The organism is Novosphingobium sp. BL-S-19 (genome assembly GCF_055521675.1).
This window is the reverse complement of the sequence record NZ_CM145498.1, coordinates 3,532,990-3,558,363: the sequence shown is the minus strand read 5'-3', so window position 1 is coordinate 3,558,363 and position 25,374 is coordinate 3,532,990. Positions and strand designations below refer to the sequence as shown.

Below are 25,374 nucleotides of genomic sequence, written 5' to 3'. Positions count from 1 at the left end.
GGTTTGTTCGCTTAGTCTTCGAACTGCACGCCTTCGAGCTTCTCGCTCTTGCGCCAGTCGCCCAGCATGTCGCGGAAGGCGTCCCAGCCGGGCAGATAGCCGCGGAACAGCGCCCACTTCAGTTCCTTGTCGCCTTCGTTGTTGAAGTAGCTGGGCGTGCAGTCGTTCTGGAAGCCGGACATGTCGACTTCGTTTTCCTTGCAGTGCGCGCAGTAGCCTTCGACGCCCTGCTTGGTGGCGGCGATGGTGCTGGCGCCCCGGCGCAAGGTCTCGCCCACCATGAAGCCGATGTGCTCGGCCTGACGCCCGAACTGCTCGGTGGTGGAGGAGTTCGTCGCGCCCTGGATGTAGCCCATGTAGAACATCGCCGGGAACTCGTCGGTGATCACGCCGTGGAACGTGCTCGCGCCATTGGTCCAGTGGTCGTAGATCGACTTGCCGCCGCGTCCTTCCACCGTGTCGATGCCCCAGCGGCGCTTGAGGTCGCTGGTCACTTCGAAGCCGGAGGCGAAGATCATCAGGTCGACTTCGTGCTCCACGCCATCGGCGATGAAACCCTTCTCGGTCATCCGCTCCACGCCCTGCGTGCCGGACACGTCGATCAGCGTGACGTTGGGCTGGTTGAACGCGGGGTAGTAATCGTTGTTGGACAGCGGCCGCTTGCACATGAAGCGGAAGTAGGGCTTCAGCTTTTCCGCCGTGTCCTTGTCCTCGACGATGGAGTCCACGCGGCGACGCAGGCGTTCCATCACCTGGAAGTCCACCACTTCGCGGCGATCCATGAATTCCAGCGGATCGAGCGCGGGCCAGCCTTCCTCGCCCAGTTCAATGGCAAGGTTGCGGCTGATCTCGGTCCAGATGTCGCAGATCAGGTCGGGCTCGCCGGGGATGAAGAACTGCTGCGCGGCGCGGTGGAAGTTCGCCATGCGCTCCTGCTGCCAGCCGGGCTGGAGCGAGGCGGCCCACGCCGCATCGGTCGGCGGATTGGGCCGCTCGTCGATGTTCGACGGGGTGCGCTGCAGCACGTAGAGGTGCTTGGCGTATTTGGCGAGATAGGGCACCGCCTGGACCGAGGTCGCCCCGGTGCCGACGATGGCCACGCGCTTGTCGCGCAGCTTTTCCAGCTCCGGCGCGGTCCACGAACCACCGGTATAGTCATGCTCCCACCGGCTGGTGTGGAACATCTTGCCCTTGAAGTCGTGAATGCCGGGGATGCCGGGCAGCTTGGGCATGTTCATCACGCCGCCCGCCATCACCACGAAGCGCGCGCGGATGTCGTCGCCGCGATTGGTGGTCACGTGCCAGCGCTTGATGCTCTCATCCCAGCGGATGCCGGTGACCAGCGTGTGGAACAGGGCCTTGTCGGCAAGGTCGAACCGCTCGGCCATGTCCTGGCAGTACTGCTGGATTTCCCAGCCGTCCGAGAACTTCTTGCTGGGCATGAAGCCCGTTTCTTCCAGCAGCGGCAGATAGCAGTAGGCATCGTTGTCGCACTGCACGCCGGGATAGCGGTTCCAGTACCACACGCCGCCGAAGCCGCCGGCATGATCGATGTTGCGCACATTGGAAACGCCTGCCTCACGCAGGTGATAGCCGGCCAGAATGCCCGAGAACCCGGCGCCGAGGATGGCGACGTCGATATCCTCCACCAGCGCCTCGCGCTCCGCCACCGGGGTGAACGGATCGTGGGCATAGCTGTCGGAAAAGTCGTCGGTCGGCCGCACGTACTGCTCGCCGCCCTCGCGCCGCATGCGCTTGTCACGCTCCTGACGATACTTGGCCTTCAGCGCTGGGATGTCGAGTTCCTCAGGGCTTGGCACGTCGGACTTGAGGCAGGTCATTTCCATCGAATGGGCATCCTCTTGGCGGCGACTCTGCTCCGGTCGCCCGTTACCGCTGAATCTGGCGCAGTGGCCAGTTAGTTGTCAACAGTGTTGTTCATTAGTGGGGTGCACCTTCGACATCCGTCGAAGGCTTGCGGCGCCGGCCCACTCCCCCACCCGACCTCCCAGAGTATGCCCCGTAGAGAGATCGGGTGGAGGAGTGGGCCGGTGCCGCATCTTCAGGCATCCGCGCCAGCAGTCGCCATCTTGAACGAGTAGCCGATGTGATCGACATGCCCGTGCAGGCCGAAATCGTGCAGCTTCGCCTTGTCGTGGAAGGCTTCCGAAGCCGCCGCGACATCCTCGATCGTCCAGTGCGGGCGGTAGACGCCCTCGGTTTCCGCCACGAACATCCGCGCCACGCGGCCCGCCATCGATGCGATTATCTCGCCGGTCACCGGGCATTGCTCGTGCGCGAGCCAGCCGACCACCGGGGCCACCAGTTCGGGCTCCATCGGCGGATACTGCGAGATGTCGAGCCCCTCGGCCATGCGCGTCACCGCGCCGGGCACGATCACGTTGCACTTCACGTTGTGCGCTTCACCCTCCAGCGCGGCGATGTTGTTCAGGCCCAGCATCGCCGACTTCGAGATGCCGTAGTTCACGCAGCGCTCGTTGCCGTAGAGCCCGCCGACCGAGCTGGTGAGCACGATGCGGCCGTACCCGGCATCGCACATCGGCCCGAACGCCGCCTGCACCACATGGAACGCGCCGAGCAGATGGACGTCGAGCACGGCGTGCAGGTCGCCGCTGGAAAGCTCGCGGATCGATCCGTAGCGCACGTTGCCGGCATTGTGGACCAGCACGTCGATCCGGCCCCACTGGTCCAGCGCGGCCTGGACGATGGCCTTGCCGCCTTCGGGGGTGGCGACGGAATCGGTGTTGGCGATCGCCTCTCCGCCGGCCGCCACGATCTCGTCCACCACGCTCTGCGCCACACTGACATCCGCGCCCGGCGCATCGAGATCGCCCCGGATCGCGCCGCCCAGATCGTTGACCACCACTTTGGCCCCGCGCGCGGCCAGCAGCAGCGCATAGGCGCGGCCAAGCCCGCGTCCGGCTCCGGTGATCACGGCCACGCGGCCGTCGAAACGCATCTCTTCCATGGAACTCTCCCGGCTGACCGTCCCTGAACAGGCCGGTCTCTTTTCCGTCTGATGATCGAATATGCGCACGGGGGAGGGCGGGGCAATCGAACAAAGCCCGCCGAACGTCGCCGGGGCGATAGTGCGCGCCCGAGAGGCTCTGGCCCGGGTCCTCGCGTTGCCTGCTTCGGATGTGCTGGATAGGCTCGAAGGGAAAAGAACGGCCGCAAGAGCGCCGGACGAGAGGACGATTTCACCGATGCTCGAACCCGCAGGACGCAACCACGGCGTCGTCTCCGCCCGCCCGGCCGAAGGCTGGATGCTCCACCGCATGACCCCGCCGACGCGGCTCTACAGCGCCAATGGCCTACGCACCGGGGCGGATGGGCGGATCTACGTCGCACAAGTGGGCGGCAGCCAGATCAGCGCGGTCGATCCGGACAGCGGCGCGGTGGAAGTGATCAGCCCGATGGGCGGCGGCATTACCGCGCCTGACGATCTTGCCTTCGATGAGGAGGGCAACCTCTACGCCACCGAAATCACCGAGGGCCGCGTTTCCGTGCTGCGCCCGAACGGCACCAGCGCGGTCGTCTACGGCGACTTGCCCGTCGCCAACCCGATCACCTATTCGCAGGGCCGCCTGATCGCGGGCGGCTGCGAAATGGGCGCGCAAGTGCTCGAACTCGATCGCAACGGCGGCGCGCCGCGCGTGATCGCGGACAATGTGCCGATGCCCAACGCTTTCGAAGTGGGCCCGGACGGCAAGCTCTACATGCCGGTGATGGGCGCCAATGCGATCTGGCGCGTCAATCTGGACGGCAGTGGCGAGCCCGAAGTGGTCTGCGGTGATCTTGGCGTGCCCGATTCGGTGAAGTTCGATGCAGAGGGCATGATCGTCTCCACCCAGGTCGCCAGCGGGCAAGTGCTGCGCATCGATCCGCGCACCGGCGCCAAGACGGTGCTGGCCGATATCGGCGCCGGGCTCGACAACTGCACGTTCGTGGGTGACCGGCTGTTCATCTCGCACATTCTCGGCTCGATCCATGAGATCACCACGCCCAAGGCGGCGGGCGGGCTGGTGAAGCCGCTGATCGAGAAGGGCCTGCAATGGCCGCTCGATGTCTCGATGGGCGCGGATGGGGTGCTGTGGATCGCCGACGGCGGCTTCGTCTTCTCGCTGCGCGCGGGGGAGGCGGTGAAGCTGGAAGGCATGCTGTTCAGCCCGAACTTCCCCGGATATTCGCGCGGTGTCGTCGCGGCGGGAGCGGGCGAGATGATCGTGACGACCGCCAATGGCGAAGTCGCGAAGTTCCATCCCGCCGGGCCGTCGATGGAGCTGCTGGCCAGCGGGTTCGACCAGCTGATGGGCGTGGCCATTGCCCCCTCTGGCGCGGTGGTCTTCGCCGAATATGGCACCGGCAAGGTCCATTCGGTTGCGGGCGGCAAAGTGGAAGAACTGGTCTCCGGGCTCGACCGTCCCAAGGGCGTGGCGGTGGCCGGGGACGGCACGGTCTATGTCGCGGAAAGCGGCGCGGGCCGGGTGGTCAAGCTGGTCGGCGGGCGCGCGGAAGCGGTGATCGAGGATCTGGTCCGGCCCGAGGGGCTGGCGATCCGCGACAGCCGGATCACCGTGCTCGACGTGAAGCGCCGCGAAGTGGTGCAGTCGGACCTTTCGGGCGGCGCGCGCGAAGTGATCGCGCAGGGTCTGCCGGTCGGGCCGCCCGAGGGCACCGATCCCAAGCCGCTCGGCGGTGTGGGCCACATGTGCGGGCCGATGGGCAACATGACCGGGCTCGACGTGGGGCCGGACGGCACGGTGTGGATCTGCGGCGATCTCGAAGGCAGCGTTCTGGCACTCAGGAGCAAGTCTTCGTGAAGGGTTGCGGCACCGGCCCGCTCCCCCACCCGACCTCCCATCAGGATACACTCGTGGGTGGTCGGGTGGGGGAGCGGGCCGGTGCCGCTTCGATCCGGCTGCGCCGGATCGTCAAAGGAGGGTAATCATGCTCAAACAGCTATGCTTCTTCAGGAAGCGTGCGGACATGACCATGGACGAGTTCATGGACTACTACGAGAACCAGCACTCGCAGCTTGCCAAGAAGATGGGCGCGGCACCGGCGATCCCCGGCGCGGTGCGTTATGTGCGGCGCTATCTGGTGCCGGAGAAGAACCCGATCACCGGCGAAGTGCACGATCCGGGTTACGACTGCGTGATGGAAATCTGGTGGAACAGCCGCGAGGATTTCGAACGCTCGCAGGCGATCATCAGCGATCCCGCGCGCCTGCCGATGACCAAGGCGGATGAGGAGAAGCTGTTCGCCAGCCACGCCAATCCGGTCTGCACCTGCATCGAATACGATTCGCCGATGGGGCCCAATGGCGAGGCGACTTCGGTCGAGCTACGCTACGGTGACTGACGTGACGGCGCGTGACGAGTGGCGGCAGTTCGGGCTGGTGCCGGTGGCGGCCGGGCTCGGCTACGCGACCAGCGTGATCCACATCTACGGCATCGGGCCCTATATCGGCCCGGTGGCCGAAGCGATGGGGTGGAGCCGCACCGAAGTGACCTTCGGGCTGACCATCGCGACACTGGTGCAGGCTATCGGCGGCATTTTCATCGGCCTTGCGGTCGACCGCTTCGGCCCGCGCCGTTTCGGCGTGATCGGCATCGTGCTGTTGACTGTGGCTTTCGCGCTGCTCGGCACGGTGGGGGGCAGCCTGTCGCAGTGGTATCTGCTCTGGGGCCTGATCGCGATGGTCTCGCTGCCGGTGCAGGCCTCGGTCTGGACCAGCGCGGTGGCTTCGCGCTTCGAACTTTCGCGCGGGCTGGCGCTGGCGGTGACGCTATGCGGCGCGTCGATCGCGGCGGGCCTGTTCCCGATCCTGGGGACATGGGCGATCAAGACATTCGGCTGGCGCATGGCCTTTGCGGTGCACGGCGGACTGTGGTTCGTCGTGGCCGCTCCGGTGATTTTCCTGTTCTTTCGCGGCGCGCATGATCGCGGGGCGCGCAAGGAACCGGCGCCTGCCAAGCGTGACCTTCCGGGCGCGACATTGGGTGAGGGGCTGCGCTCCAGCGTCTACCACCGCCTCTTCATGGCCAGCCTGCTATTCACCTTCACGATCATCGCCATTGTCGTCCACTTCGTCTCGATCCTGGGGGACCGGGGCGCGGATGCGATGACGGCGGCGGCGATCGCCTCTTTCGTCGGCTGGTTCTCGCTCGCCGGGCGCCTGGGCACGGGCGTGCTGCTCGACCGCTTCCCCGCCTCGCTGGTGGGCGCAGCGGTGTTCATGCTGCCGGTGATCGGCTGCCTTTTGCTGCTGGGATCGGGCAGTTCGTTTCTGGCACTGGTGCTGGCTTCGGGGCTGATCGGGTTGACGCTGGGGGCGGAGATCGACGTGGTGGTCTATCTGATCACCCGGCACTTCGGCCTCAGGAACTTCGGCGGGCTCTACGGCGGCGTGCTGGCGGCGCTCTCGATCGGTACGGCGGTCGGCCCCCTGGTGGCGGCGCTGATCCATGATCGGACGGGCAGCTACGAGATGTTCCTCTATCTGGCGATCGGCACGATGGCGGCCAGCAGCCTTGCCATCGGCACCTTGCCGCGCGGCAGCCGCAAATACGCACCGGCATGACGGCGGGTAGCGCCACGGCGATTGGCCTGGCGTGCGAATAATGGGATAACGGCCGCAAATCGGCGCGATAGCAATTTGGGAAAAGAGCGATGGGTGAAGAAGGCAGGATCGTGCAGGCTCCCGAGGACCTGACCGTCCCGGTCCGCGTCCCGGCCGAGGCCTACATCTCGCCGGACTACGCCAAGGCGGAGCGTGACAGGCTGTGGCGCAAGGTCTGGCTGCAGGCCGGGCGACTGGAAGACATCCCGGAGGTGGGCGATTTCATCACGTTCGACATCATCGACGATTCGGTGATCGTGGTCCGCGCCTCCGAAACCGAAATCCACGCCTTCCACAACGTCTGCCCGCATCGCGGTCGCAAGCTGGTCGATACCCCGGCCGGAAAACGCAATGCGCGCGGCACCCGTCGCAGCTTCATCTGCGGCTATCACGGCTGGACCTTCGGGCTCGACGGCGGCAACACTTATCTGGAGCATCAGGAGGACTGGCAGGGCCATCTCTGTGCCGGCAAGGCCGACTTAGGTGTCGTTAAGGTCGACACCTGGGGCGGCTGGATCTGGGTCAATCTGGACCCCGATTCGATGCCGCTGGCCGACTATTTGCACCCGGCGGCGGGCATGCTCGATCCCTACGGCCTGCAGAACATGCGCCCGCGCTGGCGCAAGTGGGTGGTGTTCGAATGCAACTGGAAGGTCGCGATGGAGGCCTTCTGCGAGACCTACCACGTCGCCACCACGCACCCGGAATTCATGGAATTCGGCCAGTTTCGCGGCTGGGCCCGCAATCAGGGGCTCCATTCCAACATCGGCTATGACGCGCCGAAGGGGCAGGAGGAGGACTCCGGAAAACTCCGCCTCGGCGCCGGTGAGGATCCGCGCCTGACCACGGCGGAAATGCAGAACTTCACCTGGGCCAACGCCAATACCAACACGACGATGACCTTGGTCGGCGTCGCCAACCGCCTGAAGGACGAACTGCCCGAAGGCACCCCGGCGGCGGAAGTCTCCGCCTACTGGATCGGCACCGCGCGCAAGGAAGATGCGGAACGCGGCGTGGTCTGGGCGCAAGTCGATCCGCAGCACACCGCGCAGGCGGGCACGGCCTGGCAGATCTTCCCGAACTTCCAGATCGGCCACGCGGTCAACAACATGCTTTGCTATCAGGCGCGGCCCTACGGCACCGACCCGGACAAGTGCATTTTCGAAGCCGCCGTCTACGAACTCTGGCCAGAGGGCGAGGCGCCCGAGACCGAGTGGGATTATACCCCGCCTGCCGATTGGCCGCCGGTGCTGCAGCAGGACTTCGCCAATATGGCCGCCGTCCAGCAGGGCATGAAGAACGTCGGTTTCCGAGGCGCGCAGCCCAATCCCTATATGGAGCGGTCGGTGGCATCGCTGCACATGAACCTTGCCAAGTTCATGGGCACCGGCTCCCCGGAAAAGTACTAGGACTTCCGGCCGGAACATGCAGTTTCCGCTGGTCCACGTAAGCTGGTCGCTGGCCGATAATGTCGAGCGGCCGGCCTGCGACGCCTTCTTTCGCGAGGTGTTCGGGGCGGGCACCGCGCATGAAATCCTGATCACGCCGGAAACCGAGAAAATGGGGCTCGACCGCGAGGAGAGCCTGCTGATGATCGGCGACACCATGGTGATCCCCATCGCCCCGGCCGGGCGCGGGGCGCAGGAAGGACACCCGCTGGGCGACATGCTGCGCCGCTCGGCCGCACCGCATCGCTGGATCGGCGTGGCACTGAAAGTCCGCGATCTGGCCGAGGCCGACGCATGGTTCGCCGCGCGCGGGTTCAAGCGCCATTACGATCCGGGGATGGAGGCGTTCTATTTCCTTGTCCCGCGCGGGCAGGCGCTGGGGATGCGGCTGGAGATCGTCCGGCAGGACATGCCTGGCGATCCGCGTCGCGATCCCGCATGGCGGCCTACCACGGATCATCCGCTGGGGATCGAGGGACTTCAGGCCATCGGCCTGTCCACGCCCTCGCTGGAAGAGGCCCGCGCGCTGTTCGCGGAAACGCTGGAATGGCCGGAAATCGGCACGCGCGATGTGCCCGAGGCCCGCTGTGCGGCCTTCGCCATGGGCGATACGGTGCTGGAAGCGCTCGAAGGCCCCGAAGGCTCACCCGTCGCGGCCCATGCCCGCGATGTGAAGGGCATCTGCCATCTCGTCTTCAAAGTCCGCGATGCGGAGGCGACCGCGCAAACCCTCCGCGCGCGTGGTCTGCCGCTGATCGGCGACACCGCTACCCGCTTCGCCATCGATCCCGACGCCGCACATGAGCGGCTTATCTGGTTTACCGATAAGGTGCCGCAGGGCTACCCCACGGCAGGATCGCGGCTGGGCGAAATATCGCTGCCGGCCTGAGCTTTACGGGGAAGACGGCGCGCCTCGGCCGCGCTAGGCAGGCCAGATGCAATCCATTCTCATCTACTTCGGCGCGGCGCTGGCGGAGATCGCCGGGTGCTTCTCGTTCTGGGCATGGCTCCGCATGGAGAAGTCGCCGTGGTGGCTGGTGCCGGGATGCGGATCGCTGGTGCTGTTCGCCTGGTTGCTGACGCTGGTGGACAGTTCGCAGGCCGGCCGCGCCTATGCCGCTTACGGCGGCATCTACATCACCTTTGCGCTGCTGTGGCTCTGGATGGCGGAAGGCGTGCGGCCAGACCGGTGGGATCTTGGCGGTGTGGCTTTATGCCTTGTCGGCGCGGCCGTGATCCTGTTCGGACCGCATCGCGCCTGACCGATTGGAGCAGTTTCCGATCCGATTGCATCGGATCAACTGCTCCAAGCTTTTGGTTTTCCGCGTTTTCCGAGTCATCAGGTGATTTCACCTGATTAGAAAACGCTCTAGCTGCGAGCCGCTCGCCCGCGCAAGCTGCGGGCCAGCCCGAAGCCGATGCCGACCAGCGCGAAAGCGCCGGTCAGCAGTATCGCGATCTTCGCCAGCCCAAGAAATTCCGGGCCGACAGCCACGATGAGGACCGCTGCGGTTCCCATCAAAAGCATCAGCAGCATGGCCGCGACGAACATCATCGTCACCGCGGGATCGCGTCCCAGGAAGTTTCGCATGAGGGCGCTCCTTCGATGAAGGCGCAGTGTCTCATGCCACGCGGCGGCAAGCAAGACGCCTGCCACCGCATCGCACCCCTTACTTGGCCTCGGCGATCAGCTTCTTCGCCTCGTCGCTGGTCCAGTCGTTGCCGCCTACGAAGCGCCAGACTTCCTTGCCCTGACTGTCGAACAGGATCGTGATCGGCAGGTTGCCGCCATACTGGAAGCCCAGATCGCCATGCTCGTCCTGCCAGGGTTCGATATGGTCCAGCTTGCGGCGGTGGAGGATTTCCACGACCTTGCCCATGTCCGCCGTGTCTTCGGAGATCGGCAGGATCTGCACCGGCGAATCGGGATTGGCCGCCAGTTCGTTCAGCGTCGGCATCTCGGCGATGCAGGGCGCGCACCAGGTGGCCCAGAGGTTGACCAGCAGCGGCTTGCCCTTGAGCGAGGTGAGGTCGAGGCTCTCCCCCGTATTGTCCACCAGGGTCACGTCCGGGATCGGCTCACCCTTGTGCGAACGGTCCAGCTTTTCGTTGGATTTCGGCGCCTGAGCGACGGATTCCGTAGCCCGCGGTTGCGCCTCCTTCCCGCTTTGCCTATCGCAACCCGCGATCATGAGGGCCGACGCCCCCGCCAGTGAACACAGGACAAGCGACTTGAGCGAAGTGGACGACAGCAAGGGGGCAGGCTCCAACCAGATGTGGGGCGGACGGTTCGCGGAAGGACCGTCGGCGATCATGCGCGAGATAAATGCCTCGATCCCCTTCGACAAGGCGCTCTGGCGGCAGGACATCGCGGCCAGCAAGGCGCACGTCGCGATGCTGGCGGCCTGCGGCGTGGTGACTGAGGCCGATGCCGTGTCGATCCGCGACGGCCTCGATACGGTCGCCGCCGAGTACGAAGCCAGCGGCGTGCCCGAAAACTGGAACCTCGAAGACATTCACATGACCACCGAGGGCCGCCTTGCGGAGCTGATCGGCCCGGCGGCCGGTCGTCTGCACACGGCCCGTTCGCGCAACGATCAGGTGGCGACCGATTTCCGCCTTTGGGTCCGCGATGCGATGGACCAGGCCGATGCCGGCCTCGACGCGCTGCAGAAGGCGCTGGTGATCCGCGCGGGCGAGCATGCCGATTCGATCATGCCCGGCTTCACCCACCTGCAGACCGCGCAGCCGGTGACGCTGGGCCATCACCTGATGGCCTATTACGAGATGATCGGGCGGGACCGTTCGCGCTTTGCCGATGCCCGCAAGCGCATGAACAAGTCGCCGCTCGGCGCGGCGGCACTGGCCGGCACTGGTTTCCCGATCGACCGGCACATGACCGCGCAGGCGCTGGGCTTCGACGCGCCGACCGACAACAGCCTCGATTCGGTGTCGGACCGCGACTTCGCGCTCGATTACCTGATGGCGGCCAGCCAGTGCTCGCTGCACCTCTCGCGCCTGGCGGAAGAGTTCATCATCTGGGCCAGCCAGCCCTTCGGCTTCGTGGCGCTGCCCGATTCGCTGTCCACCGGCAGCTCGATCATGCCGCAGAAGAAGAACCCGGATGCGGCCGAGCTGGTGCGCGGCCATTCGGGCCGGATCGTCGGCTGCCTGACCAGCTTGATGATCACCATGAAGGGCCTGCCGCTGGCCTATTCGAAGGACATGCAGGACGACAAGCCGCCGGTGTTCGAGGCGGCCAGCCTGCTGGCGCTTTCGATCGCGGCGATGACCGGCATGGTCGCCGAAACCCGCTTCCGCACCGATCGCATGCGCGGCGCCGCCGAACTCGGCTTCGCCACCGCCACCGATCTGGCCGACTGGCTGGTGCGTGAGGGCAATATTCCCTTCCGCGAAGCGCACCACATCACCGGCTCGGCGGTCAAGCTGGCTGAGCAGCGCGGCGTCGCGCTCGATCAATTGCCGCTGGAAGACCTCAAGGCCATCGACAGCCGCATCGACGAGCGCGTATTCAAGGCGCTCTCGGTCGAGGCTTCGGTTGCCGCGCGCAAGTCGCACGGCGGCACGGCGCCCGATCAGGTACGCCTGCGCGTGGCCGAAGCCCGGCTCGCGCTCGGTCTGGAGTGAGCTTGATGCGCAAGACTGCCGCCCTGATCCTGTTGCCGGTCCTTGCCGCCACGCTGGCGGGCTGCGGGCAGCGCGCGCAGTTGACGGTCAAACAAGGCGAGCAGTTGCCGCCGGCGCCTTATGGGCGCGCGGTGCAGCCCAAGGCGGCGGAACTGCTGACGCCGCCCACGCTGGCCATCCCCGAACGCAGCGTGGAACTGCGCACCCGCTCCGAGGAACGGCAGGACGACCCCTACGATCTGCCGCCGCCCGAATGAACTCCTGACGCCGAGAACACCATGGACCATTTTGCCCTGAACAACGGCGAGCTTTTCGCCGAAGACGTCTCGCTGGCCGCCATTGCCGCCGAAGTCGGCACGCCCGTCTACGTCTATTCGCGCGCGACGCTCAGCCGCCATGCGCGCGTTTTCCGCGCCGCGCTGTCGGCGCTGCCCAGCGTGCACATCGCCTTCGCCGTGAAGTCCAACCCCAACCTTGCGGTGCTGCGCCTGCTGGCGAACGAGGGCTATGGGGCGGACGTCGTTTCCGAAGGCGAGATGAATCGCGCGCTGGCTGCCGGCATTCCGGCGGCGGACGTGGTCTTCTCGGGCGTCGGCAAGACGCGCCGCGAACTGACGGCGGCGGTGAAGGCGGGGATCGGCCAGTTCAACCTCGAAAGCGAGGAGGAGGGCGTCGAACTCGCGGAAATCGCGGCGGAACTGGGGCTGGTTGCCGCCTGTGCGCTCCGCGTGAACCCGGATGTCGACGCGCGCACCCACGCCAAGATCTCCACCGGCAAGGCGGAGAACAAGTTCGGCGTTTCCTACGACAGCGCCGCCGGCATCTATGCGCGGCTTTCGGCGCTGCCCGGCCTCGATATGCGCGGGCTTGCCGTGCACATCGGCAGCCAGATTTCCGACCTCGAGCCTTCGCGTCAGGCCTTCATCAAGATGGGCGCGCTGATGGAGGAGATCCGCGCGGTGGGCCACAAGGTTACCCACATGGACCTCGGCGGCGGCCTTGGCGTGCCTTACAAGGCGAGCGATGTGCTGCCGACGCCCGAGGACTACGGCGCGATGGTCGCCTCGGTCGCGAAGGACTGGGGCGTGACGCTAATGTTTGAACCCGGCCGCGTGATCACCGGCAATTCGGGCGTGCTCGTCACCGAAGTCGTGCGCGTGAAGCAGGGCACGGTGAACCCGTTCGTGGTGGTGGACGCCGCGATGAACGACCTTGCCCGCCCCGCGATGTACGATGCCTGGCACGATTTCGCGGCGGTGAAGCCCAGCGGTAAGACGATCACCGCCAATATCGTCGGCCCTATCTGCGAAAGCTCCGACACCTTCGCGATGGGCCGCGAGATCGACGAAGTCGCTGCTGGCGATCTGGCGATCTTCCGCACTGCCGGCGCTTACGGCGCGACGATGGCGAACACCTACAACAGCCGCGCGCTGGTGCCGGAGGTCATGGTCGACGGCGACAAGTGGGCGGTCGTCGCCGAGCGTATCGAGCCGGCGACGATCCTGGCCGCCGAAACCGTGCCGGAGTGGCTGAAGCAAGGGTGAGCGGTTGCGCGCAGCTTCGACAGGGTTAGGATCGGCGGCATGATCGCCAGCGTGCCCCTGTTCCACCGCCTCGCCGACAGCCCAGTAATCGTGCTGGGTGAGGGCGAAGCGGCGGAGGCGAAGCGGCGGCTGGTCCTGCGCGCCGGGGCCGTGCCGTTCGACGATCTGGAGGCGGGCTGCCGGGCCGGTGCCCGGCTCGCTTTCGTCGCGCATGAGGATACCGCTGCAGCCGAAGCCGATGCCCGGCGGGCGCGGCAGGCGGGGCTGCTGGTCAATGTCGTCGATCGGCCGGCGCTATGCGATTTTACCGTGCCCTCGGTGCTGGACCGTTCGCCGGTGCTGATCGCGATCGGCACCGGCGGGGCTTCGGCCGGCTTGGCAAAGCAGCTGAGGCTGCGGCTCGAAGCATTGCTGCCTGCCTCGCTGGGGCAATTGGCCGATGCGCTTTATGCGGCGCGCGCGGCCTTGCGCGCCCGCTTTCCCGACGCGGGTGATCGCCGCCGCGCACTCGATGCCGCGCTGGGATCGGGCGCGGTGCTGGACCCATTGAGTGCGACTTCCGCTGCCCATGTCGAGAGCTGGTTGGCAGGTGCGGGGACGGAGGCTGGCGGGCGCGTCGAAATACGGCTGCGCAGCCACGATCCGGAAGACTTGACGCTGCGTGAGGCGCGCCTGCTCGGCTCGGCCGATCTGGTGCTGCATGACGCCGGCGTGTCCCCTGCCGTGCTGGACCGCGCCCGCGCCGACGCCGCACGCGGCGTGCTCGGCGAACATCGCGAGGATGCCGACGAGCGCGCGCTGGTCATCGTCCTGCTGGCGCCGCAATAGGTATTTCATCTTGGCCGCCGCGATCGGCAGAGGGGCGGTTTTTGCGCGAAGCCGGCTTGAATAGCGGGTTATTCAAAGTTAATTATGCATTTATAATTGCAAGGAATTAATTCACGCTGCCCGATAGCCTGCGGCAATTTCGTGCGAACGGCGGTGGCCTATCATGCCAAGGGGAACATTGTGCAGCAGACGGATTTTCCGATACCCATCCTGCCTCGCATCGACATCTCCCGGATACCCGAATTCGGCGATCTGACCGGTTTGTTCGGCGTGTCTGCCGATGCCGCACGGCGGTATTCGCTGGACGATAACCGCGCCGAACTGCTCGACTGCCTTTACCCCTTCCATCCCGGCGCATGAAAGACGGGTCGCAGAGCTGGGAATGACAGGTTTCGAAATGAATGGGATGGATTGGCAGTCCGGGCAGCGCCGGCTGGCCGCTGTCGTCAGGACCTGGCGCGCCGATGAAGGGACCGCGTCGATGCTGGCGGCACTGGGTCGCTTCGCCGATGGCGTGCCGATCGACGATTGCCCGGCGCTGGCGGATCTTTTCGGCGAGGACGGATCATCCGCCGCGCGCCTGGTGGGCGCCCTTGTCGAAGCCGTGGTGCCGGCACTTCGCGAAAATCCGCTGGGGCAATTGCCGCTGCGCAATGCCCGCCGAAAGGCGGCTCACACGCTGCTGCTCGCGCGGGAAAAGGGCGCCAGCCTTGCCGTAACCGTGCATGACGGGGCAGCGCTGGCGGCGCGGCCGACGCCGCACAGCGCGGAATTCGCGCCGGTCGAGACTTGGGTGCGGGTTCTGATCGGAACGGGCATGGCCGAAGCGTGCCTGCGCGATCCCTCGCGGCCGGACGAGGTCCTTCGGCAGGACATTGCTTTGGCAGCGGGGACGGTGCTGCGCCGTGACGGCCGAAGAGAGGCGATGGAGGTGCGTTCCGCGCAAGGCGCGCTGGTGGTCCTGCGCCTTCAGCGCCGTCTGGATGATGGCGATCCCGTGTGCGAATTCGCCTTTGAAGACGGCGCCTTGCTGCACCGGGCGGCGGGGCGGGCGGAAGATAGCCGGCTGGAACTGGCGGTCGCGGTGCTGGCCGCGCAGGGCCGCCGAGACGCGGTGCCCGCGCTGGGGCGGATCGTTTCGGGTTCATCCGCGCCCGCGCTGCGCTGGTCGGCTCTGCGGGCGGTGCTGGCGCTGGATACCCGGGCTGGGCTGGTGCTGCTGGGCGAGCTTGCCGATGGCGACGATCCGGCGCTGGCGGCGGCGGCCGCGGGGGTCCTGCGGGACTTGCTGGCCGAATGGCCCGAACTGGAAAAGGTGGCGCAATGGCGCGGGTAATGACACGGCGCGATCCAACCGATGCTTCGCTGGCCGAATGCACCGAGGCGCTGGCCACCTGGGGATTCGATCCGGACGACGAAGTCAGCCTTTCGCACGCGGCCAACTGGCTGCAGCGGTTGGGCAACGATCGTCTGTTTCTGGGCGATGTTCTGGTGGACCTGCTTGCCGGACTGGCTTCGGTGCCCGCCGATGCCGAAGGTCTGGCCACGGGCGGTCCGCAGACGGTGATGCTGGTGCCGCCTGGGCGCGGCAATTTTTCGATCCGGGCGCGCATCTGGCCGTCGCCGAGAGAGGCCGTCTATCGCGCCAGCGGCCCGATCGCCTGCGGCTATGGCGAAGCGCACGATTTCGCGGGCGATGTGCTCTCGCTCGGCTATTTCGGCCCCGGCTATCTGGGCGAGGACTACGAATATGACCCCGAAGCGGTGATCGGCCACGCGGGAGAGCGGGTGGAACTGCGTCTGGTGGGCCGCGGGCCGCTCGACGAAGGGCGCATGGTCCACTACCGCGCTCGGCGCGACGTGCTGCTGCGCCAACCGCCGGAGGCGCTTTCGGTGTCACTGGACCTTGTTCACACCGATCCCACGCAAGGCTGGGAAAGCCGCCATGCCTTCGATGTTACCCGGGGTGAGATTACCGACCTGCTGGGCCACGGCCCTTCGGAAAGCTTCCTGCGCGTGGCGGTGGCACTGGGCGGGGAAGAGGCGGCGGACCTTGCCATCCGCTTCGGCCGGACCCACCCCAGCGACCGCATGCGGCTGGTCGCCTGGCAGGCACTGGCGGCACAGGCGGACGATCTTGCTGCGCGCGATGCCGTGTGGGCAGCGGCGGAGCGCTCCGGCAGCCGCTTGGTGGAGCGGGAAGCCAAAGCACGGCGCACCGGGACGTGAAGGTGCCAACGCGGCCGCAACTGCGCCGATGGCTTCGCAGAGTCGCAAGGGCGGCAACCGGGATGGGGCTCGGGGCCTGGCTGATGTTGTCGCTTGTCGTTTGGCAGAAGCCAGACTTGGCGCAGCCACTACACCCCTATTGCAATGCCGCCTACTTCATCATGATGCTCGGCGTATTCGGAGTGCAAGCCACTGGCCGTGCGCGGGCGGTCAATCGTCAGGGGGCGGACTGGAGCGGAGCGATGACCGTGCTGCTTTGCGGGGCAGCGGGCGTGATCGCGATTTGGTGGAGCGCATTGCCGGCGCGTATTTTCGTCATGATTGCCGTGGCAGTCGTGACATTGATGCTCGCGGCGGGGGCGGCGTGGTTCGCTTGGCGCCATCGCGGCGAGATCGGCGAACTGCGCTTCGAAACCAAACGGTCGCCGGAATGAAAGCTTAGAACATCCCGCCGGCCAGCGCATCGATCGCGCCTTGCAGGATCACGGCGGCGGCGGCGGAATCGATGCGGGTGGCGCGCTTGGCCCGGCTCATGTCCTGTTCGATCAGCCCGCGTTCCGCGCCGCTGGTGGACCAGCGTTCGTCCCACAGCAGAATCGGCAAGCCCAGCGCGGCAAGGTTGCGGGCATAGGCGCGGCTCGATTGCGAACGGGGGCCTTCGGAACCGTCCATGTTGAGCGGCAGACCGATGACCAGGCCCTTGATCGATCGTTCGCGGATCAGTTCTTCCAGCAGCACTTTGTCCGCGCCGAACTTGCCGCGTTTCAGCGTCTTGCCGGGCGAGGCGAAGCGCCAGCCGGCGTCGCAGAAAGCAGTGCCGATAGTCTGGGTGCCCAGATCGAGCCCGAGCAGGGCGCCGCCCGTTTCCGGCAATGCGTCCCGGTATTCGAGCGCGCCGGTGGTGATCACTGTGCCGTCTGCCATCAAGGCCGTCCTCTTCGCGAATGGACGGCCCTCATAGAGAGGTCATGTGCTCCGGGGAAGCGGGGGCGAGATCGTCGTTCAGCTGGGCCTGGCGTTCCAGCCAGATCTTGATCATCGCCACCAGCGGATCGGCCAGTGCCAGCCCCAACAGGCCGAACAGCACGCCCATGATCAGCTGCGCGGCCAGCACCAGCGCGGGCGGCAGGTCCACGGCCTTGCGGGCGATGACCGGCACGATCAGATAGCCGTCGATCAGGTGGATCAAGGCGTAGACGAAGATCGTGTAGAGCCCCATTTCATAGCTGCCGGAAAAGCCGACGAGGATCATCAGCAGGCCCGAAATCGGCGCGCCGATGTTGGGCAGGAAGGCCAGCAGGCCGGTGATCAGCGCCAGCAGCGTCGCCATCGGCACGCCGTAGATTTCCAGCATGACCCAGGTGAAAAGGCCCTCCACCGTCATGCCGATCACGCGGCCGAGCAGCAGGCGGCGCAAAGCCTGACCCATGATCCCTGCCGTTTCCTCGAAATGTTCGCGGCGGTCGTGGGGCAGCATCCAGCCCACCCCGCGCCGGTACAGCAGCGGTTCGAGCGCGAAGTAGATGCCCAGCACCAGTATCAGGAACAGCGTGGTGAGCCCGCCGATCAGGCCGCCGACCATGCGCGTGACTTGCCCGATGCCGCCGCCCACGCCGCTGACCGCCTCCTTGGCGAGCGAGCGCATGTCGGTGACGCGCAGCCCGAAACCGTGGCTTTCCAGCCAGACGGCGCCGCGATGGAACTGGCTTTCCAGGGTGGCGGGAAGTTCCGCGGCCTGCGCGGCGATCTGGCTGCCGGCGAAATCGCCCATCCAGATCACGAAGGCCAACGCCAGCAACAGCACCAGCGCGACGCGCCAGCCGCGCGGGATCTTCAGCACTTTGCCAAGCAGGCGGGCGCCGCCGTCGATCAGCGCGGCAACCACCACGCCGCCGAAGATCACCAGCAACGATTGCGAAAGGAACACGACCAGCGCGAAAAGCGCGGCCATGCCGATCCACACGAAGGCCTTGCGCGCCTCTGTGCGGATCAGCGGGTCGGCAATGTCGGTCGGCCCGGTGCGCTCCTCAAGGGGGACGGCCCCGTCCGGGGGCGAGGAGTGACCCGGTCCGCTCACTTCCAGGCCTTGGCGGGATCGACCGGCGGGCGCAGGCTGGAGAAGGCACGGCCTTCACGCAGGGCCCGCCACCAGCTCAGCGGATTCCAGGTCTGGGTACCGTCCAGCGAGAAGGTGATGAATTCGGCGCGGCCGCCGATATTGGTCAGCGGCACCGGGCCGCCAAGCCCGCCGCTGGGCTGGCCGAACATGTCCAGTTCGAACGGGGCGCGGCTGTCGGCCGAGCGGTCGCGGTCGTCGCCCATCAGGAAGACATGGCCTTCGGGCACCTTGATCTCCGGATAATTGTCCAGCTCCTGATCGATGTAGTCGATCACATCGTAACTGGCGCCGTTGGGCAAGGTTTCACGATAGGTCGGCAATTCGTACACTTCCTTGCCGCTGGGCAGGCGAGTGCGGAACTGTTCGAAGCCGTCGTAGCAGTGGCCGGGCTCCGCATCGCCTTCGCAGCGCAGCGAATCGTCGGCGGGAATGCGCACCGGCGGCTCCATCTCACGCGGGACGAAGGTGCCGTTCAGGCGGATGCGGCCGTCGATCACCGCGATCCGGTCTCCCGGCCGCGCGACCACGCGCTTGATCAGGTCGGCCGTGCGGTTGCCGGGCACGACGATCACGATGTCGCCGTATTCGGGCGTGCGTTCGAAGATATGCCAGGTGCTGCGCGGAAGCAGGTGGAAGCTGATCGACGACCAGTTCCAGCCATAGGGGTACTTGGAAACCACCAGCCGGTCGCCCACCAGCAGGTTCGGCATCATCGAGATCGACGGGATGTAGAACGGCTTGGCGATCAGCGAGTGGAACGCCAGCACGCCCAGCAGCATCAGCGCCAGCCCGCGCAGTTCCTGCAGCCAGTTGACCTTTTCCTTCTCGGCCGCTTTGGCAGGCGTGTTTTCAGGTGCGGAGGTCTGGGGAAGGTCTTCTGCCATGGTGAGGGCGCAGAACTCGAATCAGGATTGGGGGAGGGGACGGGCTTCGATGATCACGAAGGCCTGGGCCCATGGGTGATCGTCCGTGAGCGTTAGGTGAATGATGGCCTCATGACCAGCCGGGATCAGGCTTTCCAGCCGGGTTTTTGCGCCGCCGGTCAGCGCCAGGGTCGGCGCGCCGGAGGGGGCGTTGACCACGCCGATGTCCTTCATGAACACGCCGGCCTTGAATCCGGTGCCCACGGCCTTGGAGAAAGCCTCCTTGGCGGCGAAGCGCTTGGCCAGCGTGCCGGCTATGGTGTGCGGGCGGCGGGCGGCCTTGGCCCGCTCGACTTCGGTGAAGACGCGCTGAAGGAAACGCTCGCCATAGCGGTCGAGCGAATTCTGGATCCGCTCGATATTGCAGAGGTCGGAGCCCAGGCCGATGATCACGACGATCCTCCCAACTCGTCACCCCAGCGCAAGCTGGGGCCGCTCTCAATCAAGCACTGCGCCAGCGGCACGCGATCCCGGCGTTCGCTGGGATGACGGGGGAAGCATCGGTCCTTCACCGCACTTCGTCCATCAGGGCGCGCATCTTCTTCACGCTTGCCTCCAGCCCGCAGAAAATAGCCTCACCGATCAGATAGTGACCGATGTTGAGTTCCGCGAGTTGCGGAATCGCGGCAATCGGCTGCACATTGTCGTACGTGAGCCCGTGGCCGGCGTGCGGCTCGATGCCGTTCTTGGCGGCCAGCGCGGCCATGTCGACGATGCGGCGCAGTTCCACCGCGACTTGCTCGCCTTCGGCATGGGCATATTCGCCGGTGTGGAACTCCACCACCGGCGCGCCCAGCTTCATCGCCGCCTCGATCTGGCGCGGTTCCGGCGCGATGAACAGGCTGACGCGCACGCCGGCATCGGCCAGCCGCGCGACGATGGGGGCAAGGCGGTTGTGCTGCCCGGCCGCGTCCAGCCCGCCCTCGGTCGTGCGCTCCTCACGCCGTTCGGGCACGATGCAGGCGGCGTGCGGTTTGTGGCGCAGCGCGATCTCCAGCATCTCGTCCGTCGCGGCCATTTCCAGATTGATCGGCAGGCCGGTGGCGGCGGCCACGCGCTCCAGATCTTCGTCGCGGATATGCCGGCGATCCTCGCGCAAGTGGACGGTGATGCCGTCGCCCCCCGCCGCTGCGACGATCTGCGCGGCGCGGGCCGGATCGGGATGTTCGCCGCCGCGCGCATTGCGGATGGTGGCGACGTGGTCGATGTTCACGCCAAGGCGCAGGCGGGACGGATTGAGCACGGAAGTCATCGGCAGTTCACCATGGAAAGCACGTCATAGGCAAAACCCTCTTGCTTCCAGGGATCGCCATAATTCGCGGGACGGTGGCGCGAAAAGAAGATCACCGCGCGCCCGGTGCGGGGAAGCAGATAATTGCGATGTTCGAAACCGGCAATAAGTCCTTGCCGTTCGACCACGCGTTCTTCGGTGGCGCAGCCCGAAAGCCGGCTGGGAAAGATCCACTGGAAGAAGCCGTAAAAGCCGTTTTCGCGGGTCGATTGCCACATCGCCTCCCGCTCCGGCGCCTTCAGCAAGGCGCCCGAGAGTAGGGCGTGGTCGAAGCGCCAGAGATCGCGAATCGTCCCATAGGCGCCGCCGGACGCGCCGTAGACGCCCAGATTCAGCAGCGGATCGATCGCGCTGTACGCGCCATTGGGCAAGACTTGCCCGGCCGGACGTGGGCCGAGGGAATAGAGGCCGATGCTCTTCGCGCCGGTCGGGCGGGAGATTCGCTCGGTCAGCAGATCCGCGAACCGCTTGCCGGTTACGCGGTGCAGTACTTCGGCCAGCACGATGGTGTCGCAATTGTTGTATTCGAAGCCGGCCGGCGGCGCGGCGCGGGCGGGGCCGGCGCAAAAGGCACTGGCGGCGGCTTCCGGCGTGGCTGCGGCGGAACCGTAGAAGGCGGGCACGCCCTGGGCGTCGGCCGGGCTCTCGTCGGGCTGCGGCAAGCCGCTGTCATGGCGCAGCAGGTCGCGAATGCGGATATGCGCGGCCTGCGGGGCCTGCCACTCGGGCCAATAGCGCGTGACGGGCGCGTCTAGGTCTATCCGGCCCGCGGCCACTTCCTGCATGGCGATCACGGCGGCGAATTGTTTGGTGATCGAAGCCCAGCGCCAGACAGCATCGGCTGGCACCGGATCGGGGCCGAGGGTCAGGATCTGAAACGTGCCGTCCTGCTCACCGATCAGGATTGCGCCGTCGAATCGTTCGGTCTCGGCGCGATCACGGATTCGGTCCGGGAGAGAGGGGGTGGACGCCCATGCAGTGACCGGGAAAGCGAGTATCGCCAGAGCGATAGCCAGCTTGCCGGGAAGCCGCATGGACATCGTTTGGCCGCTCTCAGGCCTGCGCGCGGCTGCCCGGCTTGACGGCCTGGGTGGCAGCCAGTTCCGGCGGCAGTTCATCCGGCGCGTAAGTCGGGAAATTGAGTGCGACGAGCGGGAAATAGGGCACGCCCAGATCCACCGAGCCGCCCGAACGGTCCACCAGCGATGCGGCTGCGATGACTTCGCCGCCGGCTTCCTCGATCGCCTTGATCGCCTCGCGGCTGGAAAGGCCGGTGGTGACGACGTCTTCCACCATCAGCACCTTGTCGCCCGGTTCCAGCGCAAAGCCGCGGCGAAGCTCGAAAGTGCCGGTGGGGCGCTCGACGAACATCGCGTCAACTTGCAGCGCGCGGCCCATTTCCTGGCCGATGATGACGCCGCCCATGGCCGGCGAGACGACCTTGTCGATCGACTTGCGAATATCGTGGGGGAGTTTTGCAGCCAGCGCCACGGCGAGTCGCGCGGCGCGATCGGGGTTCATCAGAACCCGGGCGCACTGCAGGTAATGCGCGCTGTGGCGGCCCGAGGAAAGCAGGAAATGCCCCTCAAGCAAGGCCTTGCTGGCGCGGAACTCGATGAGGACGTCTTCTTCCTGCATGGCGGCGTAATCCTTTGGTGCAATTTGCAATGTTCGGGCGCGATATCGCGCCATGGGGGAGCGAAAATCCCCTAGAGGCGCTTGAGACCAGCGGCAAGGCCGCGTATAGCCCCCTGAGAAGGGGGGCAAAAGCCTCCGCAACAGGGGTGCGCGCTTGGGAGGCGACTCTTTCTGGAGAGGTCACTCCAGGCGCGAATAAGAAACGGGAAAGCGCTGAATCCATGACATTGGGCAAGACCGTTCGTAATTTGGGTGAGGCTGCAAAGGCCTTTGGATTGGCAATTTCCGCGTTCGGTGCCGTTTTCGGCGCCTCTGCCGCTGCTTACGCGGCGGAAGCGGCTGCGGCCGGACCTGTAACTGCGCCCGCCGCCGGATACACGCCGATGAAGCCGACGCCGGGTATCGGCATGCCGGTGGACGGCGCGATCGGCCTGCAACACGAATATTCGAAGATCGGCGAATATGGTGAGTGGATACACGACATCGTGTTGATGCCGATCATCACGATCATCACCGTGCTGGTGCTGTTCCTGCTGCTCGTCATCGTGGTGCGTTTCAACCGCCGCGCCAATCCGGTTCCTTCGAAGACCAGCCACAACACCGTTCTCGAAGTGGTGTGGACGCTGCTGCCCGTGCTGATCCTGATCGGCATCGCGGTTCCCTCGATCGACCTGATCGCCAAGCAGTACAAGCCGGCCCCCAAAGGCGCGCTGACCATCAAGGTCACCGGCAACCAGTGGTTCTGGACTTACGGCTATCCCGACAATGGCGATTTCGAAGTCGTTTCGAACATGCTCAACATCCCCGGCCAGCCGGTGATCAACAACGGCGTGCGCGAAGTGGGTTCCAAGCCCTGGGACGGCCCCTCGCATCTTGAGGTGGACAACCGCATGGTCGTGCCAGTGGGCGAACCGATCCGCCTGCAGATCACCGCGGCGGACGTTATCCACTCCTTCGCGGTGCCCTCGCTCTGGTTCAAGCTCGACGCGGTTCCCGGCCGCATCAACGAGAAGGTCCTCCTGGTCGAAAGGCCGGGCGTCTACTACGGCCAGTGCTCCGAACTGTGCGGTGCCAAGCATGGTTACATGCCGATCGCGGTCGAGGCGCTGCCCCGTGCGCAATACGATGCCTGGGTCCTGACCCACGCCGGCGGCGTGATCGACGGACAGGCCAAGCCCGCAGCGGCTCCGGCCGCTGCCGCCGGCGCGGCACCGGCAGCGACTGCCACGGCGGAAGCTTCCGAAGCTGCCCCCACGGCCGGCGCAGCCGACGCCAACGCAGCCGCCGAATAAGAGCGAATTGAAGGACAGGGTCCCGACCATGGCTACCACCGCAGACCACTTCCAGGGCCACGCCGAAGGGCACGGCCACTCGGATCACGATCACAAGCCGGCCTTCTTCGCCCGCTGGTTCATGTCCACCAACCACAAGGACATCGGCACGATGTACCTGATCTTCGCGATCATCGCGGGGATCATCGGCGGCGCCGTTTCCGGCGTCATGCGCGCCGAACTGGCCGAACCCGGCATTCAGTATCTGGGCTTCTTCGCGAAGCTGGTGGGTGACAATCCCGACGATTTCAACGCCACGCTGCACATGTGGAACGTGCTGATCACCGCCCACGGCCTGATCATGGTGTTCTTCATGGTCATGCCCGCCATCATCGGCGGCTTCGGCAACTGGTTCGTGCCGCTGATGATCGGCGCGCCGGACATGGCCTTCCCGCGCATGAACAACATCTCGTTCTGGCTGACGGTGGCGGGCTTCTGCTCGCTGATGTGCTCTGCCTTCGTGCCGGGCGGCACGGGCATGGGCGCCGGCACCGGCTGGACGGTCTATGCGCCGCTTTCCACTTCGGGCTCGGTCGGCCCGGCGGTCGACTTCGGCATCTTCGCGCTGCACCTTGCCGGTGCCGGCTCGATCATGGGCGCGATCAACTTCATCACCACCATCTTCAACATGCGTGCCCCGGGCATGACCATGCACAAGATGCCGCTGTTCGTGTGGTCGGTGCTGGTCACCGCCTTCCTGCTGCTGCTGGCGCTGCCGGTGCTTGCCGCCGCGATCACCATGCTGCTGACCGATCGCAACTTCGGCACGACTTTCTTCGATCCCGCCGGTGGCGGCGATCCGGTGCTCTACCAGCACCTGTTCTGGTTCTTCGGCCACCCCGAAGTCTACATCATGATCCTGCCGGGCTTCGGCATCATCTCGCAAATCGTTTCCACCTTCTCGAAGAAGCCGGTGTTCGGCTACCTCGGCATGGCCTACGCCATGGTCGCGATCGGCGTGGTCGGCTTCATCGTCTGGGCGCACCACATGTACGCCACCGGCATGTCGGTGAACACGAAGATGTACTTCACCGCCGCCACCATGGTCATCGCGGTGCCCACCGGCATCAAGATCTTCTCGTGGATTGCCACGATGTGGGGCGGTTCGGTCGAGTTCAAGAGCCCGATGGTCTGGGCGATCGGCTTCATCTTCCTCTTCACCGTCGGCGGCGTCACTGGTGTCGTTCTGGCGAACGGCGGCGTCGACGACGTACTGCATGACACGTATTACGTGGTCGCCCACTTCCACTACGTGCTCTCGCTGGGCGCGGTGACCGCGCTCTTTGCCGGCTTCTACTACTGGTTCCCGAAGATGAGCGGGCGGATGCATTCGGAGTTCCTGGCCCACGTCCATTTCTGGATCTTCTTCGTGGGCGTGAACATGATCTTCTTCCCGATGCACTTCCTGGGCCTGCAGGGCATGCCGCGCCGTTATCCGGACTATGCAGAGGCCTATCACTACTGGAACCACTTCGCGACGATCGGCTACATGATCATGGCCGTCAGCATCGTGGTCTGGCTGATCAACATCGTCTACGCCTTCGCCGCCGGCAAGAAGGCCGAAGACAACTATTGGGGCGAAGGCGCCACCACGCTGGAGTGGACGCTGAGCAGCCCGCCGCCGTACCACCAGTTCGAGACGCTTCCCGTCATCGGCGAAACGGCGCACCACTAAGCCGCTATCGAACGCCGCCCGGACCCGGTTCCGGGCGGCGTTTCGGTATCGGCG

The 25,374-nt window shown here is 66.0% G+C and carries 27 protein-coding genes; 16 read left to right on the top strand and 11 right to left on the bottom strand.

The window, feature by feature from the left end; translation table 11 throughout:
* Positions 1-11: 11 nt before the first annotated feature.
* Entirely contained in the window at positions 12-1,847 is a 1,836-nt protein-coding gene (locus ACZ1JV_RS25020) for a flavin-containing monooxygenase (RefSeq protein ID WP_465150986.1), read from the bottom strand.
* Between the two features lie 215 nt (positions 1,848-2,062).
* Positions 2,063-2,989 carry an SDR family NAD(P)-dependent oxidoreductase gene (locus tag ACZ1JV_RS25015; RefSeq protein ID WP_465150985.1) on the bottom strand — a complete coding sequence of 309 codons (927 nt, stop codon included), beginning with the start codon at positions 2,987-2,989 and terminating at the stop codon, positions 2,063-2,065.
* 238 nt (positions 2,990-3,227) lie between these two features.
* On the opposite strand from ACZ1JV_RS25015, the gene ACZ1JV_RS25010 reads away from it, so the two are divergent.
* From ACZ1JV_RS25010 to ACZ1JV_RS24985, 6 genes are all read left to right on the top strand, one after another.
* Positions 3,228-4,844 (top strand): SMP-30/gluconolactonase/LRE family protein, encoded by a 1,617-nt coding sequence (locus tag ACZ1JV_RS25010; RefSeq protein ID WP_465150984.1) that lies wholly within the window; start codon positions 3,228-3,230, stop codon positions 4,842-4,844.
* Between the two features lie 127 nt (positions 4,845-4,971).
* Entirely contained in the window at positions 4,972-5,385 is a 414-nt protein-coding gene (locus ACZ1JV_RS25005; RefSeq protein WP_465150983.1) for an EthD domain-containing protein, read from the top strand.
* Positions 5,378-6,607: an MFS transporter gene (locus ACZ1JV_RS25000; RefSeq protein ID WP_465150982.1), complete on the top strand. Its 1,230-nt coding sequence runs from the start codon at positions 5,378-5,380 to the stop codon at positions 6,605-6,607. Before ACZ1JV_RS25005 ends, ACZ1JV_RS25000 begins: the two co-directional genes overlap by 8 nt.
* Positions 6,608-6,696: 89 nt before the next feature.
* Complete coding sequence (locus ACZ1JV_RS24995) at positions 6,697-8,055, top strand: aromatic ring-hydroxylating oxygenase subunit alpha (protein ID WP_465150981.1); 1,359 nt, start codon at positions 6,697-6,699, stop codon at positions 8,053-8,055.
* 16 nt (positions 8,056-8,071) lie between these two features.
* A complete protein-coding gene (locus ACZ1JV_RS24990; protein WP_465150980.1) occupies positions 8,072-8,983 on the top strand; it encodes a VOC family protein in 912 nt (303 codons plus the stop codon).
* 46 nt (positions 8,984-9,029) lie between these two features.
* Positions 9,030-9,356, top strand: coding sequence for a YnfA family protein (locus tag ACZ1JV_RS24985; protein ID WP_465150979.1), 327 nt, complete (start codon positions 9,030-9,032; stop codon positions 9,354-9,356).
* Positions 9,357-9,463: 107 nt separating this feature from the next.
* On the opposite strand, the gene ACZ1JV_RS24980 is transcribed toward ACZ1JV_RS24985, so the two are convergent.
* Both ACZ1JV_RS24980 and ACZ1JV_RS24975 read right to left on the bottom strand, forming a co-directional pair.
* Positions 9,464-9,685, bottom strand: coding sequence for a hypothetical protein (locus ACZ1JV_RS24980; protein ID WP_465150978.1), 222 nt, complete (start codon positions 9,683-9,685; stop codon positions 9,464-9,466).
* 79 nt (positions 9,686-9,764) lie between these two features.
* Complete coding sequence (locus ACZ1JV_RS24975; protein ID WP_465150977.1) at positions 9,765-10,286, bottom strand: TlpA family protein disulfide reductase; 522 nt, start codon at positions 10,284-10,286, stop codon at positions 9,765-9,767.
* A gap of 82 nt (positions 10,287-10,368) precedes the next feature.
* On the opposite strand from ACZ1JV_RS24975, the gene argH reads away from it, so the two are divergent.
* The 8 genes from argH to ACZ1JV_RS24935 all read left to right on the top strand — a co-directional run bounded on the left by argH (position 10,369) and on the right by ACZ1JV_RS24935 (position 16,777).
* Positions 10,369-11,742, top strand: a complete 1,374-nt coding sequence (argH, locus tag ACZ1JV_RS24970; protein WP_465152649.1) for an argininosuccinate lyase — start codon at positions 10,369-10,371, stop codon at positions 11,740-11,742.
* A gap of 5 nt (positions 11,743-11,747) precedes the next feature.
* On the top strand, positions 11,748-11,999 hold the full coding sequence (locus ACZ1JV_RS24965; protein WP_465150976.1) for a hypothetical protein: 252 nt from the start codon (positions 11,748-11,750) through the stop codon (positions 11,997-11,999).
* A gap of 21 nt (positions 12,000-12,020) precedes the next feature.
* Complete coding sequence (gene lysA, locus ACZ1JV_RS24960; RefSeq protein ID WP_465150975.1) at positions 12,021-13,286, top strand: diaminopimelate decarboxylase; 1,266 nt, start codon at positions 12,021-12,023, stop codon at positions 13,284-13,286.
* A 39-nt stretch (positions 13,287-13,325) separates the two neighbouring features.
* Positions 13,326-14,114 carry a precorrin-2 dehydrogenase/sirohydrochlorin ferrochelatase family protein gene (locus tag ACZ1JV_RS24955; protein ID WP_465150974.1) on the top strand — a complete coding sequence of 263 codons (789 nt, stop codon included), beginning with the start codon at positions 13,326-13,328 and terminating at the stop codon, positions 14,112-14,114.
* 180 nt (positions 14,115-14,294) lie between these two features.
* Entirely contained in the window at positions 14,295-14,474 is a 180-nt protein-coding gene (locus ACZ1JV_RS24950) for a hypothetical protein (protein ID WP_465137139.1), read from the top strand.
* A 22-nt stretch (positions 14,475-14,496) separates the two neighbouring features.
* Positions 14,497-15,450: a hypothetical protein gene (locus tag ACZ1JV_RS24945; protein ID WP_465150973.1), complete on the top strand. Its 954-nt coding sequence runs from the start codon at positions 14,497-14,499 to the stop codon at positions 15,448-15,450.
* Positions 15,450-16,343: a transposase gene (locus tag ACZ1JV_RS24940; RefSeq protein WP_465150972.1), complete on the top strand. Its 894-nt coding sequence runs from the start codon at positions 15,450-15,452 to the stop codon at positions 16,341-16,343. The genes ACZ1JV_RS24945 and ACZ1JV_RS24940 overlap by 1 nt, the downstream gene beginning before the upstream one ends.
* A gap of 242 nt (positions 16,344-16,585) precedes the next feature.
* Complete coding sequence (locus ACZ1JV_RS24935; protein WP_465150971.1) at positions 16,586-16,777, top strand: hypothetical protein; 192 nt, start codon at positions 16,586-16,588, stop codon at positions 16,775-16,777.
* Between the two features lie 4 nt (positions 16,778-16,781).
* Here the strand turns inward: ACZ1JV_RS24935 and ruvX are convergent, their stop codons facing one another.
* The 7 genes from ruvX to pyrE form a co-directional block, all read right to left on the bottom strand.
* Complete coding sequence (gene ruvX / locus ACZ1JV_RS24930; protein ID WP_465137143.1) at positions 16,782-17,267, bottom strand: Holliday junction resolvase RuvX; 486 nt, start codon at positions 17,265-17,267, stop codon at positions 16,782-16,784.
* 31 nt (positions 17,268-17,298) lie between these two features.
* The gene (locus ACZ1JV_RS24925) at positions 17,299-18,420 is read right to left on the bottom strand and encodes an AI-2E family transporter (protein ID WP_465150970.1); all 1,122 of its coding nucleotides are present in this window, start codon (positions 18,418-18,420) and stop codon (positions 17,299-17,301) included.
* Entirely contained in the window at positions 18,417-19,346 is a 930-nt protein-coding gene (gene lepB / locus ACZ1JV_RS24920) for a signal peptidase I (protein WP_465137145.1), read from the bottom strand. The genes ACZ1JV_RS24925 and lepB overlap by 4 nt, the downstream gene beginning before the upstream one ends.
* A 21-nt stretch (positions 19,347-19,367) precedes the next feature.
* Positions 19,368-19,778, bottom strand: a complete 411-nt coding sequence (acpS, locus tag ACZ1JV_RS24915) for a holo-ACP synthase (protein ID WP_465150969.1) — start codon at positions 19,776-19,778, stop codon at positions 19,368-19,370.
* Between the two features lie 115 nt (positions 19,779-19,893).
* Positions 19,894-20,637 (bottom strand): pyridoxine 5'-phosphate synthase, encoded by a 744-nt coding sequence (locus tag ACZ1JV_RS24910; RefSeq protein ID WP_465150968.1) that lies wholly within the window; start codon positions 20,635-20,637, stop codon positions 19,894-19,896.
* On the bottom strand, positions 20,634-21,716 hold the full coding sequence (locus ACZ1JV_RS24905; protein ID WP_465150967.1) for a serine hydrolase domain-containing protein: 1,083 nt from the start codon (positions 21,714-21,716) through the stop codon (positions 20,634-20,636). The genes ACZ1JV_RS24910 and ACZ1JV_RS24905 overlap by 4 nt, the downstream gene beginning before the upstream one ends.
* A 13-nt stretch (positions 21,717-21,729) precedes the next feature.
* On the bottom strand, positions 21,730-22,314 hold the full coding sequence (pyrE, locus tag ACZ1JV_RS24900; protein WP_395330422.1) for an orotate phosphoribosyltransferase: 585 nt from the start codon (positions 22,312-22,314) through the stop codon (positions 21,730-21,732).
* A 221-nt stretch (positions 22,315-22,535) separates the two neighbouring features.
* Here pyrE and coxB point away from each other — a divergent pair, with 221 nt between their 5' ends.
* Together coxB and ctaD are read left to right on the top strand one after the other, a co-directional pair.
* Positions 22,536-23,606, top strand: a complete 1,071-nt coding sequence (gene coxB / locus ACZ1JV_RS24895; RefSeq protein WP_465150966.1) for a cytochrome c oxidase subunit II — start codon at positions 22,536-22,538, stop codon at positions 23,604-23,606.
* 28 nt (positions 23,607-23,634) lie between these two features.
* Complete coding sequence (ctaD, locus tag ACZ1JV_RS24890) at positions 23,635-25,320, top strand: cytochrome c oxidase subunit I (RefSeq protein ID WP_465137151.1); 1,686 nt, start codon at positions 23,635-23,637, stop codon at positions 25,318-25,320.
* Positions 25,321-25,374 lie beyond the last annotated feature (54 nt).

Bases quoted from the DNA above. Each gene is read 5' to 3' on its own strand.
- ACZ1JV_RS25020 (WP_465150986.1), bottom strand. From the start codon at position 1,847: ATGGAAATGACCTGCCTCAAGTCCGACGTGCCAAGCCCTGAGGAACTC.
- ACZ1JV_RS25015 (WP_465150985.1), bottom strand. From the start codon at position 2,989: ATGGAAGAGATGCGTTTCGACGGCCGCGTGGCCGTGATCACCGGAGCC.
- ACZ1JV_RS25010 (WP_465150984.1), top strand. From the start codon at position 3,228: ATGCTCGAACCCGCAGGACGCAACCACGGCGTCGTCTCCGCCCGCCCG.
- ACZ1JV_RS25005 (WP_465150983.1), top strand. From the start codon at position 4,972: ATGCTCAAACAGCTATGCTTCTTCAGGAAGCGTGCGGACATGACCATG.
- ACZ1JV_RS24995 (WP_465150981.1), top strand. From the start codon at position 6,697: ATGGGTGAAGAAGGCAGGATCGTGCAGGCTCCCGAGGACCTGACCGTC.
- ACZ1JV_RS24990 (WP_465150980.1), top strand. From the start codon at position 8,072: ATGCAGTTTCCGCTGGTCCACGTAAGCTGGTCGCTGGCCGATAATGTC.
- ACZ1JV_RS24985 (WP_465150979.1), top strand. From the start codon at position 9,030: ATGCAATCCATTCTCATCTACTTCGGCGCGGCGCTGGCGGAGATCGCC.
- ACZ1JV_RS24980 (WP_465150978.1), bottom strand. From the start codon at position 9,685: ATGCGAAACTTCCTGGGACGCGATCCCGCGGTGACGATGATGTTCGTC.
- ACZ1JV_RS24975 (WP_465150977.1), bottom strand. From the start codon at position 10,286: ATGATCGCGGGTTGCGATAGGCAAAGCGGGAAGGAGGCGCAACCGCGG.
- argH (WP_465152649.1), top strand. From the start codon at position 10,369: ATGTGGGGCGGACGGTTCGCGGAAGGACCGTCGGCGATCATGCGCGAG.
- ACZ1JV_RS24965 (WP_465150976.1), top strand. From the start codon at position 11,748: ATGCGCAAGACTGCCGCCCTGATCCTGTTGCCGGTCCTTGCCGCCACG.
- lysA (WP_465150975.1), top strand. From the start codon at position 12,021: ATGGACCATTTTGCCCTGAACAACGGCGAGCTTTTCGCCGAAGACGTC.
- ACZ1JV_RS24955 (WP_465150974.1), top strand. From the start codon at position 13,326: ATGATCGCCAGCGTGCCCCTGTTCCACCGCCTCGCCGACAGCCCAGTA.
- ACZ1JV_RS24945 (WP_465150973.1), top strand. From the start codon at position 14,497: ATGACAGGTTTCGAAATGAATGGGATGGATTGGCAGTCCGGGCAGCGC.
- ACZ1JV_RS24940 (WP_465150972.1), top strand. From the start codon at position 15,450: ATGACACGGCGCGATCCAACCGATGCTTCGCTGGCCGAATGCACCGAG.
- ACZ1JV_RS24935 (WP_465150971.1), top strand. From the start codon at position 16,586: ATGACCGTGCTGCTTTGCGGGGCAGCGGGCGTGATCGCGATTTGGTGG.
- ruvX (WP_465137143.1), bottom strand. From the start codon at position 17,267: ATGGCAGACGGCACAGTGATCACCACCGGCGCGCTCGAATACCGGGAC.
- lepB (WP_465137145.1), bottom strand. From the start codon at position 19,346: ATGGCAGAAGACCTTCCCCAGACCTCCGCACCTGAAAACACGCCTGCC.
- ACZ1JV_RS24910 (WP_465150968.1), bottom strand. From the start codon at position 20,637: ATGACTTCCGTGCTCAATCCGTCCCGCCTGCGCCTTGGCGTGAACATC.
- ACZ1JV_RS24905 (WP_465150967.1), bottom strand. From the start codon at position 21,716: ATGTCCATGCGGCTTCCCGGCAAGCTGGCTATCGCTCTGGCGATACTC.
- pyrE (WP_395330422.1), bottom strand. From the start codon at position 22,314: ATGCAGGAAGAAGACGTCCTCATCGAGTTCCGCGCCAGCAAGGCCTTG.
- coxB (WP_465150966.1), top strand. From the start codon at position 22,536: ATGACATTGGGCAAGACCGTTCGTAATTTGGGTGAGGCTGCAAAGGCC.
- ctaD (WP_465137151.1), top strand. From the start codon at position 23,635: ATGGCTACCACCGCAGACCACTTCCAGGGCCACGCCGAAGGGCACGGC.